This is a genomic window from Citrobacter sp. RHB35-C17, assembly GCF_013816795.1.
Lineage (GTDB): Bacteria > Pseudomonadota > Gammaproteobacteria > Enterobacterales > Enterobacteriaceae > Citrobacter_A > Citrobacter_A amalonaticus.
In genome coordinates, this window is sequence record NZ_CP057150.1 from 4,650,196 (window position 1) to 4,671,338 (window position 21,143).

Here is a 21,143-nt window from a genome sequence, read left to right on the forward strand (position 1 = left end):
CGAATAGTCAGTGAGGGCCCAGCCCCTCACTGCGGCAGTCGTGCTAAATCGTGCGGCGGCGGGTTAACGCAACACCTGCGCCGATAAGCCCCCCCACGATGCCCCACATCACCATCAGGAAGGCACGGCGCGGGCTATCGCGTTTTACCGGTTCTTCCGGTGTACGCAAATAGCGATAGGTCTGAAAACGCGGGTCCAGCGTGGGGCCCACATTCAATGTATTTAGCATGGCTCGATTCTGGAAGTAGTCCAGATCGAAAGAGGGGCCGACCGCCTGTAAATTTTCAAGGCGTGCCTGGAGCATGGGACGTCCGAGCAGAAACAGCTCCGAATCCGGTAATTCATCCGCTGGCACATCGGTCGCACTGCGGGAGATATTGTGCTGTTCAGCGATTTTAAGCGCCTGTTCAATACTGCTCACGCGGCGGGAGAAAATTGCTTTCGCCACCTCTTCCTGACGTTTGACCTGCGCCTTCATTTGCACGGTCCGCGCGGCCCACGCGCCTTTCAGTTCTTCATTGAGATGGCTTGCCGCACGCTGGCTGGAGAACGCCACATACTGACGCAGCAGATTGTTCGCATCAGGTGCGGTTTCGGCAATCAGCTTGACGCTGTCGTTAATGGCACGGGCAAAATCACCGGGAGTGAACTGAATGTTGTTGATCATCTCATCCAGCATGGCGGCATCGGCCTTGCTGTTGCCAACCATCCGCTGCTTGTAATAGTCAGTTTGCAGCCAGAAGTCGCGACGCGTATCCCAGGAGGCCAGTTGCATCACAAACTCTTTATAGGCTTCGTCCATGACCGAAGGTTGATCACCTGACGCGTTGTCCGCTTTCGCATCCAGATTCCGCAAAAACTGCTGTTGGGAATAGTAACCCCCCAGCATATTCACCGTGGGGCGATCGGAGATCGCGGTCGCGCTCCACTCCTGACGAGCAAAAAAAGTATACGCCAGCGCGATCAGCGCGAATAACAGCGCGATACCGACAATCCACACCTTCCCGGCCCATAAGGTACGAAACAACCCACGAATATCCAGTTCATTTTCAGCGCTCACAACGTGTGCCCCCGGTAATGGTTGAGTCATCGCACCCTCATTTACTTGGTTAATTTTGGATTGTTATCACGGTTTCTTCGTAATCTGCGCTTCATGCGCTTAATGAACCTCGCCACCTTCCAGGCACGTTTAATGCAGTAACCGTAGAGGAAGAATGCTAGCAAAAAGAGCACCAGCATGACCCATTCCGGGACAAAATGAGAATATTCCGCCAGCACGCCAATCGAGGCCAGTATTGCGGCGGCTAGCGTGATCAGGACAAAAGCCTGACGTGAAGTAAACCCTGCACGCATGATCAAATGATGAATATGCTGACGGTCTGGCGAGAACGGGCTCATCCCTTTACGCAGACGACGATACATGATGGCCACCATGTCCATCAGCGGAATGGCGATGATCCACAGCGCGGTAACCGGGCTTATCGGGTGCGTTTTACCCTGGGTGGTTTCAAGCAGGATCCAGATAACGGTAAAACCAATCAGCGTACTGCCGGCGTCACCCATAAACACTTTATAGCGACGGCCAAGCGCACCGAGGTTCAACAGAATATAGGGCAGGATGGCGGCGATCATGGCAAAGCACCAGATAGCCAGACTGGTCTGTCCATCAAACCACAGAATAAGCCCCATTGCGGCAAATGAGACGCTGGAGAGCCCGCCTAATAAGCCATCGATACCATCCACCATGTTGAAGGCATTGATCGCGGCCCATACGGCGAAAAGCGTGAGGAAATAACCAAACGGCCCGAGCACCATCTCCCACGGGCCAAAGATATAACCGAGGCTGCTGAGATAAAGCTTGCCCACCGCCATCATAATTACGCCGATAGCAGCCTGAATGGTGGCACGTATTTTTACGCTAATATCAAAGCGATCGTCCAGTGCGCCGATAAAAACCAGGACACCGGCACAAGCCAGATAGAGAGCAGCGTGGGGGATATAGACATTCACAATGCTAAATGTGAAACAAATCCCCGCATAAACTGAGATGCCCCCAACCAACGGTATCAATCCCTGGTGGCGTTTACGGAAGTTGGGTTTATCCACTAAACCGACCTTTTTTGCGACCTTCCGTGCAAAAAACAGGAACAGTGTCGTGAATAAAAAAATACTGATGAGATCAGTACTGACTGTCAGTAAATTCACAATGCGTGCTCTCAGAGAAAATTATAAGCAGAAGTATAACCACGAAGGCCTGTATTCAGAAGGGAAACTCCACTCCGAACCGTCTGTTTTGTATAATTATTAACCACGTGTCGCACTTGATGGCTGACGCACGTGCAGCGGAGGACAATAACCCCTGGTTTGTTAACTTGTCGTTAAGATTACAGACATAAAAGCAAAACGCCACGTAAAAACGTGGCGTTTTCGGCTGAGAGCTCGTTTACGAGCGCTTCATCATGTCGAAGAAGTCGTCGTTAGTCTTGGTCATCGCCAGTTTATTAATGAGGAATTCCATTGCGTCGATTTCGCCCATCGGATGAATAATCTTGCGCAGGATCCACATTTTCTGCAGCTCTTCCTGAGTGGTGAGCAGCTCTTCTTTACGGGTACCGGAACGGTTGTAGTCGATAGCCGGGAAGACGCGTTTTTCAGCAATCTTACGAGAGAGGTGCAGTTCCATGTTACCGGTGCCTTTAAACTCTTCGTAGATGACTTCATCCATCTTAGAGCCGGTATCGATCAGCGCCGTTGCGATGATGGTCAGGCTGCCGCCCTCTTCCACGTTACGCGCTGCACCGAAGAAACGCTTCGGACGATGCAGAGCGTTAGCGTCCACACCACCGGTCAGCACTTTACCGGAAGCCGGAACCACGGTGTTGTATGCACGTGCCAGACGGGTGATGGAATCGAGCAGAATGATAACGTCTTTTTTGTGTTCAACCAGACGTTTCGCTTTCTCGATCACCATTTCCGCTACCTGAACGTGACGGGATGCCGGTTCGTCAAAGGTAGAAGCAACAACTTCACCTTTCACCAGACGTTGCATCTCGGTCACTTCTTCCGGACGTTCGTCAATCAGCAGCACCATCAACACACAGTCAGGGTGGTTGTAAGCGATGCTCTGCGCAATGTTTTGCAGCAGCATGGTTTTACCGGCTTTAGGCGGCGCGACGATCAGACCACGCTGACCACGACCGATTGGTGAAGCCAGATCCAAAACGCGCGCCGTTAAGTCTTCGGTAGAGCCGTTACCACGTTCCATACGCAGACGAGAGTTTGCGTGCAGCGGGGTTAAGTTTTCGAAGAGAATTTTATTACGGGCGTTTTCCGGTTTGTCGTAGTTAACTTCGTTAACTTTCAGCAGCGCAAAGTAGCGTTCGCCTTCTTTTGGCGGGCGAATCTTACCAGAGATGGTATCACCAGTGCGGAGGTTGAAACGGCGGATTTGGCTGGGGGAAACGTAGATGTCATCAGGACCGGCGAGGTAGGAGCTGTCTGCAGAACGGAGGAAACCAAATCCATCCTGCAATATCTCCAGCACACCGTCACCAAAGATATCTTCGCCACTCTTTGCGTGCTGCTTCAGGATGGCAAAAATAATGTCCTGCTTACGCATACGAGCCAGGTTTTCCAGCCCCATATTTTCGCCGAGAGTGATCAGCTCAGAAACCGGCGTATTCTTTAATTCGGTAAGATTCATAGTGGTGTGAGTTCTTAAACTTGGGGTAAATCTCGAACTTAATGTTGTGAATGGTATGGCAGGGTCATCCATGCCTGTTTACGGCCATCAACTCATGTCTGTTCGCTGTCTGGTCACAGGAAAGTACGCAGAACTGAAACGACAAGACGGATTGAATGATAAGCCAGGAATCTGTCCACTTCGCGTGCGAGAAAAAACGGGAAGTATTGGAGTTATCAAGATTCAAACTTAATAAGGTATGTTTAATACGAAGTCAACACTAACTTAGCACGACTCAAGTCGGGCGTCCAGTCATCCGAATCAATTAGGATTCAGGTCGCCCGAACATGAGACGTCCGGCTTACGCCAGGTTCGCGTCGAGGAACTCTTTCAGCTGACCTTTGGACAGTGCGCCCACTTTGGTCGCTGCAACCTCACCGTTCTTGAACAGCAGCAGGGTCGGGATGCCACGGATACCATACTTCGGCGCAGTGCCTGGGTTTTGGTCAATGTTCAGTTTAGCAACCGTCAATTTGCCCTGATATTCGTCAGCGATTTCATCCAGAATCGGGGCGATCATTTTGCACGGTCCGCACCACTCTGCCCAGAAATCAACGAGGATCGCCCCGTCCGCTTTGAGTACATCCGTGTCAAAACTGTCGTCAGTCAGGTGAATAATTTTATCGCTCATATAAACTCCACAGGAATAAGCCTGGTGTGTTGGTGTATACACATCATCCTTTAAGCTGCCTCTTTGTTGGCTTCACTCATCGTCCAGGTCACGTACTCTGTACGTTCTTGTGGACGCGTTCGCTTGCCGCCTCGACGCATCATGAATGATTTGTGTACAGCATTAACCAACTAAAGGTTGACTTTATTTCACCGGATACGCTTTCGTAAAGCAATAGTAAGCTGATATTCTACCACACTATGAGCAAAACACATTTAACAGAACAGAAGTTTTCCGACTTCGCCCTGCACCCAAAGGTTATCGAAGCCCTTGAAAATAAAGGCTTTCATAACTGCACGCCCATTCAGGCCCTCGCACTGCCGCTTACGCTGGCTGGTCGCGATGTTGCAGGGCAGGCGCAAACCGGTACCGGAAAAACGATGGCGTTCCTGACGTCAACGTTTCATTATCTTCTCTCTCATCCCGCGATTGACGATCGCAAGGTGAACCAGCCACGCGCCTTAATTATGGCGCCGACGCGTGAGTTAGCCGTGCAGATCCACGCTGATGCCGAGCCGCTGGCACAGACGACCGGTCTGAAGCTGGGTCTCGCTTACGGCGGTGACGGTTACGACAAACAGCTAAAAGTGCTGGAAAGCGGCGTCGATATTCTCATCGGCACCACGGGTCGTCTGATCGATTACGCGAAACAGAATCACATCAACCTGGGCGCCATCCAGGTGGTGGTCCTCGATGAAGCCGATCGCATGTACGATCTGGGCTTTATTAAAGATATTCGCTGGCTGTTCCGCCGCATGCCGCCGGCCAACCAACGCCTGAACATGTTGTTCTCTGCTACCCTCTCTTACCGCGTGCGTGAACTGGCGTTCGAACAGATGAACAACGCCGAATACGTTGAAGTCGAGCCGGAACAAAAAACGGGTCACCGTATTAAAGAAGAGCTTTTCTATCCGTCTAACGAAGAGAAAATGCGCTTACTGCAAACGCTGATCGAAGAAGAGTGGCCGGATCGCGCCATCATCTTCGCGAACACCAAACACCGCTGCGAAGATATCTGGGGTCATCTGGCCGCCGATGGTCATCGCGTTGGTTTGCTGACTGGCGATGTGGCGCAGAAAAAACGTCTGCGTATTCTCGACGAATTTACCCGTGGCGATCTGGATATTCTGGTCGCAACCGACGTTGCCGCGCGCGGCCTGCACATTCCTGCCGTGACGCACGTATTTAACTACGATCTGCCGGACGATTGCGAAGACTACGTACACCGCATCGGTCGTACGGGCCGTGCTGGTGCAAGCGGTCACTCGATCAGCCTGGCCTGTGAAGAGTACGCCCTGAACCTACCAGCGATTGAAACCTACATTGGTCACTCGATTCCGGTGAGTAAATACAACCCGGAAGCGTTGATGAACAATCTGCCGAAGCCGCTGCGCCTGACGCGTACGCGCCCTGGCAATGGCCCGCGCCGCTCTGGCGGTGCTCCGCGTAATCGTCGTCGTTCAGGTTAAGAAAGTTATGCCATACACAACATCATTCAGCCTGTATCAGGGCGGCAAGAAAACGAATCCTGATGAACTTACTTTAGCCAGTGATTCGGGTGAAAAAACGCAGCCAGCACAGATACCGGTTGAAGGATGAAGTGTATGAATTCTACCTCGTTGTACGCCGCTATCGATCTCGGTTCCAATAGTTTTCATATGCTGGTCGTACGCGAGGTAGCGGGCAGCATCCAGACGCTCACGCGCATTAAACGCAAAGTGCGTCTGGCCGCCGGTCTGAACAGCAACAATGTCCTTTCTGCTGAAGCAATGGAACGCGGCTGGCAATGCCTGCGTCTGTTTGCCGAGCGCCTTCAGGATATTCCGCAGCCGCAAATTCGCGTGGTCGCTACGGCTACGTTACGTATCGCGGTAAACGCCAGCGAGTTTATCGCTAAAGCGCAGGAAATCCTCGGTTGTCCGGTTCAGGTCATCAGCGGTGAAGAAGAAGCGCGCCTGATTTATCAGGGCGTGGCGCACACCACTGGCGGAGCGGATCAGCGTCTGGTCGTCGATATCGGCGGTGCCAGCACCGAACTGGTCACCGGAACAGGTGCGCAAACCACCTCCCTGTTCAGCCTGTCAATGGGCTGCGTCACCTGGCTCGAACGCTACTTTACCGATCGCAATCTGGCACAAGAGAATTTCGACGAAGCGGAAAAAGCGGCGCGCGATGTGCTGCGCCCGGTCGCCGATGAACTTCGCTATCACGGCTGGAAAGTCTGCGTCGGTGCCTCCGGTACCGTTCAGGCGTTACAGGAAATCATGATGGCGCAGGGGATGGATGAGCGCATCACGCTGGCGAAACTGCAGCAGTTGAAACAGCGGGCGATTCACTGCGGTCGTCTGGAAGAGCTTGAAATTGAAGGCTTAACCCTGGAACGAGCGCTGGTGTTCCCCAGCGGGTTGGCTATTCTTATCGCCATCTTCACCGAACTCAATATTCAGTGTATGACCCTGGCCGGTGGGGCATTACGTGAAGGGCTGGTCTACGGGATGCTGCATCTTGCGGTGGATCAGGATATTCGCAGCCGCACGCTGCGTAATATTCAGCGCCGGTTTATGGTGGATACCGAACAGGCGCATCGCGTTGCGAATCTGGCGGTGAGTTTTCTCGATCAGGTAGAAAATGAGTGGCATCTTGAGCCGATCAGCCGCGAACTGCTGATCAGCGCCTGCCAGCTGCACGAGATAGGCCTGAGCGTTGATTTTAAGCAAGCGCCTCAGCATGCCGCCTATCTGGTCCGTAATCTGGATCTGCCGGGTTTCACGCCCGCACAGAAAAAACTGCTCGCCACGCTATTGTTAAATCAGACCAACCCGGTCGATCTCTCGTCGTTGCATCAGCAAAATGCCGTACCGCCGCGTGTGGCGGAGCATCTTTGTCGTCTGCTCAGACTGGCGATTATCTTCGCCAGCCGCCGTCGTGACGATCTGGTGCCAGCTATTACGCTACAGGCATCGAATGAAATTCTCACCCTGGCGCTACCGCCGGACTGGCTGGAACAGCATCCGTTGGGGAAAGAGTTGATTGAACAAGAAAGCCAGTGGCAGAGCTATGTCCACTGGCCTTTAGCAGTGCGTGAATGATTCACTGCCGGAGGGCGGCGTAAATGCCTAATCCGGCCTCCAGCCTACGATTTCTCTCTTTTCGCCGCCATCATCGCTTTCAGATTCGCCAGATGGCTTTGCCCTTTCTGCATTCGCTCTTCAGCGCTCACCACTTTACGCTCCTGCTCCCAGATCAGATCGTCCTGCGGTAACTCCAGCAGGAAGCGGCTCGGCTCCGGACGCACCAGTTCACCGTACTGACGTCGCTCTTTACACAACGTAAAAATCAGCTCTTTCTGCGCGCGGGTGATGCCGACATAAGCCAGGCGGCGCTCTTCATCAATGTTGTCTTCATCGATGCTGCTCTGGTGTGGCAGGAAGCCTTCTTCCATACCCACCATAAACACATACGGGAACTCCAGCCCTTTCGAGGCATGCAGCGTCATCAATTGCACCTGATCCAGCTCTTCCTCACTCTCGCCGCGCTCCATCATGTCACGTAGCGTGAAGCGGGTGACAACCTGAGTGAGCGTCATCGGCTCATCCAGTTCGCTGCCTTCCAGCATTTCGGTCATCCAGCTAAACAGCTGGTTGACGTTTTTCATGCGCATTTCAGCGGCTTTTGGGCTGGGCGACGTTTCGTAAAGCCATGATTCGTAATCAATTCCGTGGATGAGCTCGCGAACAGCGGCAATCGGCTCACGTTCTGCCAACTGCTGAACCTCGCCCAGCCAGTGGGTAAAACGGGTGAGCGAGTCATAGCCGCGCCCGGTGAGCGTCTGGCTAAGCCCCAGATCAAAACTGGCGGTAAACAGGCTTTTGTTCCGCGTCATCGCCCATTCACCCAGCTTTTGCAGCGTGGCGGGGCCGATTTCACGCTTTGGCGTATTCACAATACGCAGGAACGCGCTGTCATCATCCGGATTGGTCAACACCCGCAGATAGGCCAGCAAGTCTTTAATTTCCGGACGCGAGAAGAACGACGTTCCACCGGAGATTTTGTAGGGGATCCGGTTCTGCATGAGGAATTTTTCGAATACTCGCGCCTGGTGGTTGCCGCGATACAGAATGGCGTAATCTTTGTATTCCGTTTTATTTACAAAGTGATGGGCGATGAGTTCCCCGGTCACCCGCTCGGCTTCGTGCTCCTCATTATTCGCACTCAGAACTTTGAGTTCCGCGCCATATCCCAGCTCGGAAAAAAGCCGTTTTTCAAAGACGTGCGGGTTATTGGCAATGAGGATGTTCGCCGCCTTCAGGATCCGCCCGGAGGAGCGGTAGTTCTGCTCCAGTTTGATCACCTGTAACGCCGGAAAATCCTGACTTAACAACACCAGGTTTTGCGGACGCGCCCCGCGCCAAGAGTAAATCGACTGATCGTCGTCCCCTACGACGGTGAATCGCGCCCGGTTTCCCACCAGCAATTTCACCAGTTCGTACTGACTGGTGTTGGTGTCCTGATATTCATCCACCAGCAGATAGCGAATCTTGTTCTGCCAGCGCTCACGCACCTCTTCATTACGTTGCAACAGCAGCGTCGGTAGCAGAATCAAATCATCAAAGTCGAGGACATTGCAGGCTTTCATATGCGCGTCGTACAGCCCGTAGCAGTGCGCAAAGATACGATCGCGCTCGCCTTTCGCACCGGCGGCCGCCTGTGCGGGCGTTTTGAGATCGTTCTTCCAGTTCGAGATCGTCGAGATCAGCTGTTGCAGTATCACTTTGTCGTCTTCAATCAGCCCTTCCGTCAGATCTTTGAGCAGCGCAACCTGGTCCGTGTCATCAAACAGCGAAAAATTCGACTTCATCCCCAGCGCGGCGTATTCGCGTTTAATCACCTCCAGCCCTAACGTATGGAAAGTGGAGATCATCAACCCGCGCGCTTCTTTGCGTCCCAGCGTCTGTCCGACACGCTCTTTCATTTCGCGCGCCGCTTTATTAGTAAAAGTCACCGCCGCAATGTGTCGCGCCTGGTAGCCGCAGCCACGGATCAGATGGGCGATCTTGTTGGTGATAACGCGTGTCTTACCGGAACCCGCCCCCGCCAGCACCAGGCACGGTCCGGTGACGAATTCGACAGCTTGTTGTTGGCCGGGGTTTAAACGCATAGGTAAAAGTGCTCAATCTTCGAACGGGGGACGAATTGTAGCAGAAAGCGAGGTCGAGATTGAGCTTTCCGTAACCCCGCGTAACGCTGCCTGTGAGGGTAAGTAAGCTTGTGCTGCTGTCCAGATTCTGAACAATCCTGAACGCCGATCACACGGAAAAAATTACACAACGCCTGCACAAGAGGTTGAATTAACATATTGAGTATAAAAGAAAAACAGTAACAATAGTCGGACTAAGCTGCTTTGGCTTGTATAAACCGACAAAAAAGAAGACCGTTCATCCCACTTTCTTTGTTTATTCAACCGAAACATTTCTGAACCAAATACGCTAATACATCAGGTGCTGCCACGTACCGCACCTCCTCTTATGCTGAGCATACAATGAATAAGATCCAGGCCACTTACTACCTACAAGACTCAACCGCTCGCCAGATAGTCCAACGCACGATGGGGATTATCCCCTATTCGGTTAACGTCATGAACGAGCACGGCATGATCATTGCCTCAGGTGAGGCGTCCCGTTTACATCAGCGCCATGAAGGTGCGGTGCTGGCGTTAACTGAAAACCGGATTGTTGAAATCGATTCGGCGACGGCTGACAAACTCAAAGGTGTGAAGCCCGGTATTAATTTGCCAATAAATTTTCGCGATCAGCTTATCGGCGTACTGGGTATCACCGGAGAGCCGGGTGAGGTGAAGGCTTATGCGCAACTCGTGAAGATGGCGTCGGAACTCATCATTGAACAAATGGCGTTACTGGAACAAAAACAGTGGGATAAACGCTACCGCGAAGAGCTGATCAACCAGCTTATTTTACGCGACCCGCCTCCGTCATCGTTAAGCGCCGTAGTCTCATGGTTAGGCGTTAATCTTCAGGTGCCGCGCGTGGTGCTTATCATGGAATTGCAGCAACCTGATCGCGATGCGCTACGTACGCTGATGGATTATTTTGAATACAGTGCCCGTGACCATCTGGTGACATTTTCCGACTTTAACGAGCTGATTATCCTCAAACCCGTCACCCTGAAAAATGGGACTCTCAATAAACCGCTGGAGCAGCACGAGCTACAGAAATTTAAGCATTACGCACAGTCCTGCGGCTTTTCACGGCTCATCGTCGGCGGCTATTTTGCGGGAGAAAATGGCCTGCGACGCTCCTATCAGACGGCGAAATCAACCCAGGCGATGGTGAAAAGGCTGAAGCTTAAGCACCAGTTTATCTTTCACGATGACTACGCGCTGGCCTCATTGCTGGGGGGACTTTCCGGCACCTGGCAAGCGGAAGAGTTATCAAAAATATGGTGCGAGTTGGTTACTCAGGACAGCAAAGGCGTCATGCAAAAAACATTGGAGCACTATTTCGAACATAATTGTGATCTTTCGCAAACTGCCACCAGTCTGCATATTCACGTAAACACCCTGCGCTATCGACTGCAACGCGTTGAAGAGATAACGGGAATAAAAATCAACAACTTGAAACAACTCCTTTGGTTGTACATTGGCATGGAGCTGCAACGGTAGTCTGTATTTTCCTCCAAATTTACATCCTGTCAGACGCGTATTTTTTAGCGGATCCTCACAAGGCTATTCCCGGCGGCTTCTCCATACTGCCTCAGTCAATTTTATGGAGAAAGCAGAAGATGGTTTCAATATCCGCAACAGGCGCCATCATCGCACTCGTGGTGGCGATCGTCTTAATATTACGCAAAGTCTCTCCCGCGTACGGCATGATGGTGGGTGCGCTGGTCGGTGGCCTCGTCGGCGGGGCAGACCTGGTCCAGACCGTCACGCTGATGGTCACGGGTGCGCAGGGCATCACCAATGCCGTACTGCGCATTCTCGCTGCAGGCGTACTGGCTGGTGTGCTGATCGAATCCGGCGCCGCGAACACAATCGCGGAAACGGTGGTGAAAAAAGTGGGCGAAAGTCGTGCTCTGCTTGCCTTAGCCATCGCCACTATGATTCTGACGGCCGTTGGCGTTTTTATCGATGTCGCGGTGATTACCGTCGCGCCGATTGCGCTTTCGATCGCCAGACGCGCCGGGCTATCAAAACTCGCCATTTTGCTGGCGATGATTGGCGGTGGCAAAGCGGGTAACGTCATGTCACCGAATCCCAATGCCATTGCCGCTTCGGATTCGTTCCATGTCCCGCTCACATCCGTCATGATGGGGGGGATTATTCCCGGATTGTTCGGCCTGGCAATCGCCTATTTTCTGGCGAAGCGTCTGAGCCAAAAAGGCTCGATGGTCACAACGGAAGAGATCATTTCTCAGGACACGCACGGTACGCAACCCGGATTTCTGGCGGCCATCAGCGCCCCCCTTGTTGCCATTATTCTGTTAGCGCTGCGTCCTGTGGCGGGCATTGCTATCGATCCGCTCATTGCTCTGCCAGTGGGAGGATTAGTCGGCGCAATCCTGATGGGCAGATTTAAACAAAGTAACGCCTTTATGATGTCCGGGCTGACGCGCATGGCACCTGTCGCCATTATGCTGCTCGGTACCGGCACGCTGGCTGGCATCATTGCCAACTCAGCGTTAAAAGAGGTCCTGATCGACGGGTTAACCTCTTCCGGTCTCCCTTCTTATCTCCTGGCCCCCATCTCTGGCGCAATAATGTCGATGGCAACCGCGTCGACAACAGCCGGAACCGCCGTTGCGGCAGGCGTATTCAGTCAAACGCTGCTGGGACTTGGCGTCTCTGCGCTTGCCGGTGCAGTCATGATTCATGCCGGGGCGACGGTTCTGGATCATCTCCCGCACGGCAGTTTTTTCCACGCCACTGGCGGTAGCGTCAGTATGCAAATCCATGAACGCTTAAAACTTCTGCCTTATGAAACCCTTGTTGGTTTCGTCATCGCATTGATTTCGACACTGCTGTTTGGTGTCTTCGGACTCGCCGGGTAAGCACACGATGAAAATTGTTATTGCACCAGATTCATTTAAAGAAAGTTTGTCTGCCATGCAGGTGGCGACGGCTATCGAACAGGGGTTTCGCGAAATATATCCCGATGCCCAGTATGTCAAACTCCCTATGGCGGACGGCGGCGAAGGCACCGTTGAGTCGATGGTGGAGGCCACTGAGGGCCATTACCACTTTATCGATGTCACAGGCCCTCTGGGAACACCGGTCCAGGCACGCTGGGGAATGCTGGGTGACGGGAAGACGGCGGTGATCGAAATGGCTGCGGCGTCAGGTCTCCACCATGTGCCGCCAGAGCATCGTAACCCACTGCTGACCACCAGCTATGGAACGGGCGAGCTCATCCTTGCCGCACTCGATCGGGGCGTTGAGCACATTATTCTTGGCATTGGTGGTAGTGCGACGAATGACGGAGGCGCGGGCATGCTACAGGCGCTGGGCATCGACCTCCTTGATGAAAACGGAGACGCGCTTCCCGAAGGCGGCGGTGCACTCAGTAAACTGGCAACAATCGACACTTCCCACGCCGACCCGCGTCTAAAGACGGTCTCCATCACCGTGGCCTGCGACGTCAACAATCCGCTGTGCGGTCCGACGGGGGCCTCTGCCATTTTCGGCCCACAAAAGGGGGCGACGGAAGCGATGGTTGCAGCGTTAGACGGTGCGCTAGCGGTTTATGGCAAGCGACTACAGGAGTTTACCGGTCGGGATGTAATGAATGCGCCGGGCGCTGGCGCAGCAGGCGGAATGGGAGCCGCATTACTCGGTCTACTGGGCGCTGATTTAAAACCCGGTGTGGAGATTGTGATTAACGCGCTGCAACTGGAGCGCCTGGTAGCCGATGCCAGTCTGGTGATCACCGGAGAAGGTCGCCTCGACAGCCAGAGCATCTGCGGCAAAACGCCGATTGGCGTTGCCCGCTGCGCCAAACGCTATCAAAAACCGGTTATTGCGCTTGCCGGCGGTTTGACCCAGGATCATCAGATTGTTCATGAGCATGGGCTGGATGCCGTTTTCTCGGTGTTGACGCGCATCGCCACGCTACCGGAAGCCTTAGAGGACGCAGAATACAATCTGCGCATTTCGGCACGTAATATTGCCAGCGTCTGGAAGCTGTCGCAGCAGCAAATTCACTAATCCTATATCCAGGCCAGTCACCAACCGCTGGCCTGGATATTCTTTCCCTCTCCCCACATGCTAAAATCGCCCCCTTCATTTCCCCAACTCAAGGCACGATCATGGCAAAAACCGCAGCAGCACTGCATATCCTTGTTAAAGAAGAGAAACTGGCACTGGATCTTCTGGAGCAGATTAAAAACGGCGCCGACTTCGGCAAACTGGCGAAGAAACATTCCATCTGCCCGTCAGGCAAACGAGGCGGTGACTTAGGCGAATTCCGCCAGGGCCAGATGGTTCCGGCGTTCGATAAAGTGGTCTTTTCCTGCCCGGTGCTGGAACCGACCGGCCCGCTGCACACCCAGTTCGGCTACCACATCATCAAAGTGCTGTACCGTAACTAAGCAAAAGCCCAGAGCGTTCAGACTCTGGGCTTTTTTTGCCGGATGGCACGATGCTTATCCGGCCTTCGGCTTTGCACTTTTGTAGGTCGGGTCAGGCGTAGCCGCCACCCGACAATGTCGGTTTAACCCGCAACGGCAATGCGCTTCATATCGGTCATATAACCACGCAGTTTCTGGCCGACTTTCTCGATAGCATGGCTGCGAATCGCGTCATTTACATCGCGTAACTGAGCGTTATCCACTGCGCCTTCAGCAATCGCTTTACCCAGGTCGCCGGTCTGCAGCGTGGTCATGAACTCTTTCAGCAGCGGTACGCAGGCATAAGAGAACAGGTAGTTACCATATTCTGCAGTATCAGAGATAACCACGTTCATTTCGTACAGACGCTTACGCGCAATGGTGTTGGCGATCAGCGGCAGCTCGTGCAGGGATTCGTAGTACGCGGACTCTTCGATGATGCCGGAATCCACCATGGTTTCAAACGCCAGCTCAACGCCCGCTTTTACCATCGCGATCATCAGTACGCCTTTATCGAAGTACTCCTGCTCGCCGATTTTGCCTTCATACTGCGGCGCGGTTTCGAACGCGGTTTTACCAGTCTCTTCACGCCATGTCAGCAGTTTCTTATCGTCGTTAGCCCAGTCAGCCATCATGCCGGAAGAGAACTCACCGGAGATGATGTCGTCCATGTGTTTCTGGAACAGCGGCGCCATAATTTCTTTCAGCTGTTCGGACAGCGCGTAAGCGCGCAGTTTCGCCGGATTGGACAGACGGTCCATCATCAGCGTGATACCGCCCTGCTTCAGCGCTTCAGTGATCGTTTCCCAGCCGAACTGAATCAGTTTCTCGGCATATGCCGGGTCAGTCCCTTCTTCCACCAGCTTATCGAAGCACAGCAGAGAACCAGCCTGCAGCATACCGCACAGAATGGTCTGCTCGCCCATCAGGTCGGATTTCACTTCCGCCACGAAGGAAGATTCCAGCACGCCCGCACGGTGGCCGCCGGTCGCTGCAGCCCAGGCTTTAGCAATCGCCATGCCTTCGCCTTTCGGATCGTTTTCCGGGTGAACCGCGATCAGCGTCGGCACACCGAAACCACGTTTGTATTCTTCACGCACTTCAGTACCCGGACACTTCGGTGCCACCATCACTACGGTGATGTCTTTACGGATTTGCTCGCCCACTTCAACGATGTTGAAGCCGTGAGAGTAACCCAGCGCCGCGCCGTCTTTCATCAGCGGTTGTACGGAACGCACTACGTCAGAGTGTTGTTTGTCTGGCGTCAGGTTAACCACCAAATCCGCCTGCGGGATCAGCTCTTCATACGTGCCGACTTTGAAGCCGTTTTCAGTCGCTTTACGCCAGGATGCGCGCTTCTCAGCAATCGCCTCTTTACGCAGGGCGTAGGAGATATCCAGACCGGAATCACGCATGTTCAGGCCCTGGTTCAGGCCCTGCGCGCCACAGCCGACAATGACCACTTTTTTACCCTGAAGGTAGCTCGCGCCATCGGCGAACTCATCGCGGCCCATAAAGCGACATTTACCCAGCTGTGCCAGCTGCTGGCGCAGGTTCAGTGTATTAAAGTAGTTAGCCATGGTGGTGTACTCCGTGATGTTGTGTTGTGGTGCTTATTATTCGGTTCGCTGTTCAGCGAGAATGACTCCACAGTACAACAGGAAATTTATTGCGGAAATTGATATATTCACAACGTCACATTGCAATAACTGCAACGTAAAAATTAAGAGGTTCGCCGGTGGATTTACGCGATCTGAAAATGTTCCTGCATCTGGCGGAAAGCCGCCACTTTGGCCGCAGCGCGCGGGCGATGCACGTCAGTCCTTCTACGCTGTCACGGCAGATCCAGCGCCTTGAGGAAGACCTCGGGCAGCCGTTGTTTGTCCGCGATAATCGCACAGTCACGCTGACCGAAGCGGGTGAAGAGCTGCGAACGTTTGCCCAGCAGACGCTGTTGCAGTATCAGCAACTGCGTCACACCCTCGATCAGCAAGGTCCGTCGCTATCGGGCGAACTGCATATTTTCTGCTCGGTGACCGCCGCCTACAGCCATCTGCCGCCAATCCTCGATCGCTTTCGCGCTGAGCATCCCTCAGTAGAAATTAAACTCACTACCGGCGACGCCGCCGATGCCATGGAAAAGGTGGTGACCGGCGAAGCGGATCTGGCGATTGCCGGTAAGCCTGAAACGCTGCCGGGCGCGGTGGCGTTTTCGATGCTGGAAAATCTGGCGGTGGTACTCATTGCCCCGGCCCTGCCCTGCCCGGTACGCAATCAGGTTTCGGTGGAGAAACCCGACTGGTCTACGGTGCCATTCATCATGGCCGATCAGGGGCCTGTGCGCCGCCGCATTGAACTGTGGTTTCGTCGCCATAAAATCAGCAACCCGCAGATTTACGCCACCGTGGGGGGGCACGAAGCGATGGTGTCGATGGTCGCACTCGGCTGTGGCGTGGCGCTACTGCCCGAAGTGGTGCTGGAAAACAGCCCCGAACCGGTGCGCAATCGCGTCATGATTTTAGAGCGTAGCGACGAGAAAACTCCGTTCGAACTGGGCGTCTGCGCGCCGAAAAAACGGCTGCATGAGCCGCTTATTGATGCGTTCTGGAAAATTGTGCTGGAGCGCAAAATTGCCGAGTAGTATCAGCGTCAGGTCTAAAATCAGAGGTAGATTCAGTTTTGCGGAATCTTTTCTGTATAATGACCCGCCATAATACACAGACGGTGTCATTGCCCCTATGACAGCGAAACACAAACTAAATTAGCCATCATTATGATAATCAAGCCAAAAATCCGTGGATTCATCTGTACAACGACCCATCCGACTGGCTGTAAAGTCAATGTGGAAAAGCAGATCGAGTACGTTAAACAAAACGGGAAAATCGAAAACGGTCCTTCCCGCGTGCTGGTCATCGGTGCTTCAACCGGCTATGGACTGGCATCAAGAATCTCCGCAGCGTTTGGCAGCGGAGCCGCCACTATCGGCGTATTTTTCGAAAAACCGGGTACCGAATCTAAACCAGGTTCAGCAGGCTGGTATAACGCCGCGGCTTTCGATGAAGCTGCAAAGCGGGAAGGTCTGTATTCCAAAAGCATTAACGGTGATGCGTTCTCCGACGAATGTCGTGATGAAGTCATCAAGCTCATCAAAGAAGACCTGGGCCAAATTGATTTAGTCGTTTATTCACTCGCTTCCCCGGTTCGTAAAATGCCGAAAACGGGTGAAGTTGTCCGTTCGGCGCTGAAACCTATTGGTGAGGTTTACACCTCTAAAGCAATTGATACCAATAAGGATCAGATCACGACGGCCAGCATTGAGCCCGCAACGGAAGAAGAAGTTCAGAACACCGTGACCGTAATGGGCGGAGAAGACTGGGAGCTGTGGATAGATGCCCTGCGCCAGGCCAATGTGCTGGCCGACGGCGTGAAAACCGTTGCTTACTCTTACATCGGTACCGACCTGACGTGGCCAATCTATTGGCATGGCGCGCTGGGCAAAGCGAAAGAAGACCTTGACCGTGCGGCAGGCGCGCTGCGTAATCAACTGTCTTCAATCAATGGCACAGCCAACGTTGCGGTCCTGAAATCGGTAGTCACACAGGCTTCTTCAGCCATTCCAGTAATGCCGCTGTATATCTCTATGGTCTTCAAGCTGATGAAAGAACAAGGGATTCATGAAGGATGCATTGAGCAGATTAACCGTCTGATGACCACCAGCCTGTACGGTGACAAGGCTGCGCTTGATGACCACCAGCGTATCCGCATGGATGACTGGGAACTGCGTGAAGATATTCAGCAGGCATGCCGGGATCTGTGGCCGCTGATCACCACCGAAAACCTGGCGCAAGAAACCGATTATGCAGGCTACAAGCTGGAATTTCTTAACCTGTTCGGTTTTGGCCTCGACGAAGTCGATTACGAGGCTGATGTGAACCCCGAAGTCGAATTTGATGTGGTGACTCTGTAATTTGCTGATGTAAGAGCAAAAACAGACGTCTGATCAAGTCCTGGCTGAAAAGTCAGGACTTTAACTAATCAGAGCAGTGCCGCCCTGCGTAAAGAATATTCCCTACCGCAATCTATGAAACCTTCCCCTTGTTAAGCCGTTCCCAAAAACAGAACAAGTAGTCTGTGATGCTTGAGAGACGGCGTTGTGGCGATAACATTGGGTGAAAGACGTCGGCACTTGCTACACGAAAATATATTTATGGGTAATGCCTGACGCGCAGAATAAATCATCACATTATAGATATTAATAAATAACGAATAAACTGTTACTATTTTTCATGCCATAAACCAGTAGACTTAATAACGACAACTCCTGTACGATGCAATCTGATGTTAGATATATATAACGCAAATTAAGTTGTGAATTAACTTAACGCATATTATCCACACAGGGTATATTAACTAGCACCCATTCATATTCCAAATCATTCAGAATATGAATTAAATTGAAGTTGCCATTAGATATATAGAGCCTATCCCAATAGGTGTACTTTTACAGTCATGTTGCAACACGGGTGGCACGGCACAAAAGGTTCATAGCCGGAATACGTGAGGAGGACTCGCTTCACACGCCTTTCAGGCTGCTCTGATGGTCGTTCAAACGCCTGCCCAGGTTCAGAATGCCAAATGTAATAGCCCATTGGGATAGACTCTTAATCCTGCTCATGGATCGGAGCTTACTATTATGCATTCAACGCATTTTCATCGATTTGGTTATTCAGATAATTTATTAACTCCCGCCAACTATATTTCTCGACAGGTTGCCTTCTCCCCAGTTGAGATACCGGCGGCAGAGCCCGCGCCCCTGGTTTCGGCAATCATTCCATGCCTGAATGAAGAACTTACGCTTGCTATCTGTATTAAGAAAGTAACAGAAGCGTTTACTCGCCTGGGTATTCAAGGTGAAATTATCATCGGTGATAATGGCTCAACAGACCAATCCGTTGAAATTGCAAAATCACTGGGTGCCCGAGTTATTCATCAGTCCGTCAAAGGTTATGGCGCAGCAATAAGCGCGGCTGCCGTGCGGCAAAAGGTAAATATCTCATTATGGCTGATGCCGATGACTCCTATGACTGGAGCCAGCTAGATATTTTCGTCGATGCACTGGAAAGCGGTGCAGACTTTGTTATGGGTAATCGATTTGCTGGAGGAATTGAACCAGGGGCAATGCCTCCTCTGCATCGCTATCTGGGAAATCCACTGCTTTCCGGCATAGCCAGGCTGCTTTACCACTCACCCATTCGCGATTTCCACTGTGGGATGCGGGCCTTTACCCGCGAAGCATTTCAAAAAATGGCCACTCGTTCTACCGGTATGGAATTTGCCTCTGAAATGATCATTAACGCGCACCGCGCAGGACTCATCATTCATGAAGTGCCTATCAAGCTCTATCCGGACAAACGCAACCGCCCTCCTCATTTACGTTCATTTCGTGACGGCTGGAGACATCTGCGTCTTCTCATCGCTCATGCCCCGGACAGGCTCTATTTGATCCCTGGCTTTACGCTACTACTGCTCGGAGCTATCGGCCTTGCGCTGCTTGCCGCAGGCCCCATAGAAATCAACGGTTACTATTTTGGTATCCATTTCGTTGCCCTGGCGACAATGTCGACGCTTATTGGTCTTATCGCGGTCCTGTTAGGCGTGCTAGCGAAGGTCGCCATCGCCATTAACCACCCGATTGCGGAAAGCCGGGTTATCCCCTGGCTCATGCGCTCGCACCCTCTCGAGTGGCTGGTATTCAGCGGATCTGTGCTTGCCATAGCCGGTTTTTTTGCCGACCTCCTCCTTGCTTTTCACTGGATATTTACCCGTGGCTCAATGGAACAGTCGGTACACATTGTTTTTGCCATCAGCACAGCCTGCATCGCTGGAGTGCTGATGGTCCTGGCCGGATTCGTACTACAGCTCCTGCTGGACAGCCTGAACCGGCATGATTCAGATACCTCACCGCAAGGACCCGGAGTATGAAAAGAAACAGGGCCACCCCTCGAATTTGGCGCACTGACTGGTTGTTGTTACGTGCACTGGCGAGACGATTACGCGAGCAAGCAGAACGTCACATTCAGCCAAATACCTTCATGATCGACTTTGGCTGCGGCGATTCCCCCTATGCTGAAATGATACGTCAGTTGAATATTAACTATTGTGGTGCCGATCTTGATGACAGCGGTACACTCAAAATTGACCCACAAGGACGTATCCCTTTAGCTGATGGTGCCGCAGGAGCCATACTTTCCGTCCAGGTACTGGAACACGTCAGAGATCTTGATGCGTATTGCGCTGAAATTCGGCGTTTGTTAAATGATGATGGTCTCTTGTTACTCTCCACGCACGGAACCTGGCTCTATCATCCTCATCCGGAAGATCACCGCCGCTGGACCCGCACCGGTCTCATATCCGATCTTACCGATCGCGGGTTTGTGGTTGAAGAAGTCGACGCTCTGGTTGGCCCATTGGCTACAACCACCATTATTCGCCTGACAGGTTTTGCGTTTTTCATCCGTCGGCTCCCCCTCATCGGCGGCGTTCTAGCCTCAGGTCTGGCCGTCATGATGAATCTGCGCGCCATGTTCGAAGATTATGTCACGCCGGCGCAAGTACGGCATGACAACGCCTGCGTATTTTTACTTCGTGCCAGGAAAGCACCCTGATGAAAATTCGCACCTCTTTTACTTATCTCTGCATTTCTGGCTGCTGTTTCCTGGGACATAATGCCATCATGATCGTGGCGGATAGTTTATGCGTTGCACTCTGGTTAGCGATCCTGTTGTCTTTCGCCATCATCGCTACCGTCGGTTATATCCTGCACAGCTTATTCACGTTTAAACAGCCGCTTTCATTTGCTGGCTTTGGCCGTTATACCATCAGCATGTTGCTGAATATCCCTCTTGCCTTTATCAGCACCTGGATTTGGTATCACTGGCTGGAATTTCCGATGACCATCGCTGCGCCGCTTGCTTCGCTCTGCATGCTCGTGCTGAATTTTCTCCTTAGCCGTTGGGCTATCAGCACGTCAGGCCGCAGTAAAGCTATACAGATATGATTAACGTTCCCCTGAATCCGCACTATCAACAGAAGACGGTATCACACCATCTC

At 52.6% G+C, this 21,143-nt stretch carries 17 protein-coding genes and 1 pseudogene; 11 read left to right on the top strand and 7 right to left on the bottom strand.

The window, feature by feature from the left end:
• Positions 1–43: 43 nt before the first annotated feature.
• The 5 genes from wzzE to trxA all read right to left on the bottom strand — a co-directional run bounded on the left by wzzE (position 44) and on the right by trxA (position 4,373).
• Positions 44–1,090: an ECA polysaccharide chain length modulation protein gene (gene wzzE, locus HVZ37_RS22075; protein WP_042998789.1), complete on the bottom strand. Its 1,047-nt coding sequence runs from the start codon at positions 1,088–1,090 to the stop codon at positions 44–46.
• Between the two features lie 11 nt (positions 1,091–1,101).
• Positions 1,102–2,205 (bottom strand): UDP-N-acetylglucosamine--undecaprenyl-phosphate N-acetylglucosaminephosphotransferase, encoded by a 1,104-nt coding sequence (gene wecA, locus HVZ37_RS22080; protein ID WP_042998788.1) that lies wholly within the window; start codon positions 2,203–2,205, stop codon positions 1,102–1,104.
• Positions 2,206–2,443: 238 nt separating this feature from the next.
• Complete coding sequence (gene rho, locus HVZ37_RS22085; protein ID WP_002437993.1) at positions 2,444–3,703, bottom strand: transcription termination factor Rho; 1,260 nt, start codon at positions 3,701–3,703, stop codon at positions 2,444–2,446.
• Between the two features lie 87 nt (positions 3,704–3,790).
• The gene (locus tag HVZ37_RS22090; protein WP_071887707.1) at positions 3,791–3,910 is read right to left on the bottom strand and encodes a rho operon leader peptide; all 120 of its coding nucleotides are present in this window, start codon (positions 3,908–3,910) and stop codon (positions 3,791–3,793) included.
• Between the two features lie 133 nt (positions 3,911–4,043).
• The gene (trxA, locus tag HVZ37_RS22095) at positions 4,044–4,373 is read right to left on the bottom strand and encodes a thioredoxin TrxA (protein ID WP_001280776.1); all 330 of its coding nucleotides are present in this window, start codon (positions 4,371–4,373) and stop codon (positions 4,044–4,046) included.
• A 239-nt stretch (positions 4,374–4,612) separates the two neighbouring features.
• Here trxA and rhlB point away from each other — a divergent pair, with 239 nt between their 5' ends.
• Both rhlB and gppA read left to right on the top strand, forming a co-directional pair.
• Complete coding sequence (gene rhlB / locus HVZ37_RS22100; RefSeq protein ID WP_042998787.1) at positions 4,613–5,881, top strand: ATP-dependent RNA helicase RhlB; 1,269 nt, start codon at positions 4,613–4,615, stop codon at positions 5,879–5,881.
• Between the two features lie 135 nt (positions 5,882–6,016).
• Positions 6,017–7,501 carry a guanosine-5'-triphosphate,3'-diphosphate diphosphatase gene (gppA, locus tag HVZ37_RS22105; RefSeq protein ID WP_042998786.1) on the top strand — a complete coding sequence of 495 codons (1,485 nt, stop codon included), beginning with the start codon at positions 6,017–6,019 and terminating at the stop codon, positions 7,499–7,501.
• Between the two features lie 44 nt (positions 7,502–7,545).
• Here gppA and rep read toward each other — a convergent pair whose 3' ends face one another.
• On the bottom strand, positions 7,546–9,570 hold the full coding sequence (rep, locus tag HVZ37_RS22110) for a DNA helicase Rep (protein ID WP_181627976.1): 2,025 nt from the start codon (positions 9,568–9,570) through the stop codon (positions 7,546–7,548).
• 381 nt (positions 9,571–9,951) lie between these two features.
• Between rep and HVZ37_RS22115 the strand changes: the two genes are divergently transcribed.
• The 4 genes from HVZ37_RS22115 to ppiC all read left to right on the top strand — a co-directional run bounded on the left by HVZ37_RS22115 (position 9,952) and on the right by ppiC (position 14,015).
• Positions 9,952–11,091, top strand: a complete 1,140-nt coding sequence (locus HVZ37_RS22115) for a sugar diacid recognition domain-containing protein (RefSeq protein ID WP_181627977.1) — start codon at positions 9,952–9,954, stop codon at positions 11,089–11,091.
• Between the two features lie 119 nt (positions 11,092–11,210).
• Positions 11,211–12,479: an SLC13 family permease gene (locus HVZ37_RS22120; protein WP_042998783.1), complete on the top strand. Its 1,269-nt coding sequence runs from the start codon at positions 11,211–11,213 to the stop codon at positions 12,477–12,479.
• 7 nt (positions 12,480–12,486) lie between these two features.
• A complete protein-coding gene (locus tag HVZ37_RS22125; RefSeq protein WP_044258269.1) occupies positions 12,487–13,632 on the top strand; it encodes a glycerate kinase in 1,146 nt (381 codons plus the stop codon).
• Positions 13,633–13,733: 101 nt separating this feature from the next.
• Positions 13,734–14,015 carry a peptidylprolyl isomerase PpiC gene (ppiC, locus tag HVZ37_RS22130; RefSeq protein ID WP_001140251.1) on the top strand — a complete coding sequence of 94 codons (282 nt, stop codon included), beginning with the start codon at positions 13,734–13,736 and terminating at the stop codon, positions 14,013–14,015.
• 122 nt (positions 14,016–14,137) lie between these two features.
• On the opposite strand, the gene ilvC is transcribed toward ppiC, so the two are convergent.
• Entirely contained in the window at positions 14,138–15,613 is a 1,476-nt protein-coding gene (gene ilvC, locus HVZ37_RS22135) for a ketol-acid reductoisomerase (RefSeq protein WP_044267332.1), read from the bottom strand.
• A 158-nt stretch (positions 15,614–15,771) separates the two neighbouring features.
• Here ilvC and ilvY point away from each other — a divergent pair, with 158 nt between their 5' ends.
• The 5 genes and pseudogenes from ilvY (at position 15,772) to HVZ37_RS22160 (ending at position 21,090) form a co-directional block, all read left to right on the top strand.
• A complete protein-coding gene (ilvY, locus tag HVZ37_RS22140) occupies positions 15,772–16,674 on the top strand; it encodes an HTH-type transcriptional activator IlvY (protein ID WP_042998780.1) in 903 nt (300 codons plus the stop codon).
• 132 nt (positions 16,675–16,806) lie between these two features.
• Positions 16,807–18,000 carry an enoyl-ACP reductase FabV gene (fabV, locus tag HVZ37_RS22145; protein WP_042998779.1) on the top strand — a complete coding sequence of 398 codons (1,194 nt, stop codon included), beginning with the start codon at positions 16,807–16,809 and terminating at the stop codon, positions 17,998–18,000.
• 726 nt (positions 18,001–18,726) lie between these two features.
• Positions 18,727–20,015, top strand: a pseudogene (locus HVZ37_RS22150) (glycosyltransferase family 2 protein).
• Complete coding sequence (locus tag HVZ37_RS22155; protein WP_181627978.1) at positions 20,012–20,698, top strand: methyltransferase domain-containing protein; 687 nt, start codon at positions 20,012–20,014, stop codon at positions 20,696–20,698. Before HVZ37_RS22150 ends, HVZ37_RS22155 begins: the two are co-directional and overlap by 4 nt.
• Positions 20,698–21,090 carry a GtrA family protein gene (locus HVZ37_RS22160; protein WP_181627979.1) on the top strand — a complete coding sequence of 131 codons (393 nt, stop codon included), beginning with the start codon at positions 20,698–20,700 and terminating at the stop codon, positions 21,088–21,090. Before HVZ37_RS22155 ends, HVZ37_RS22160 begins: the two co-directional genes overlap by 1 nt.
• Positions 21,091–21,143: the final 53 nt, after the last annotated feature.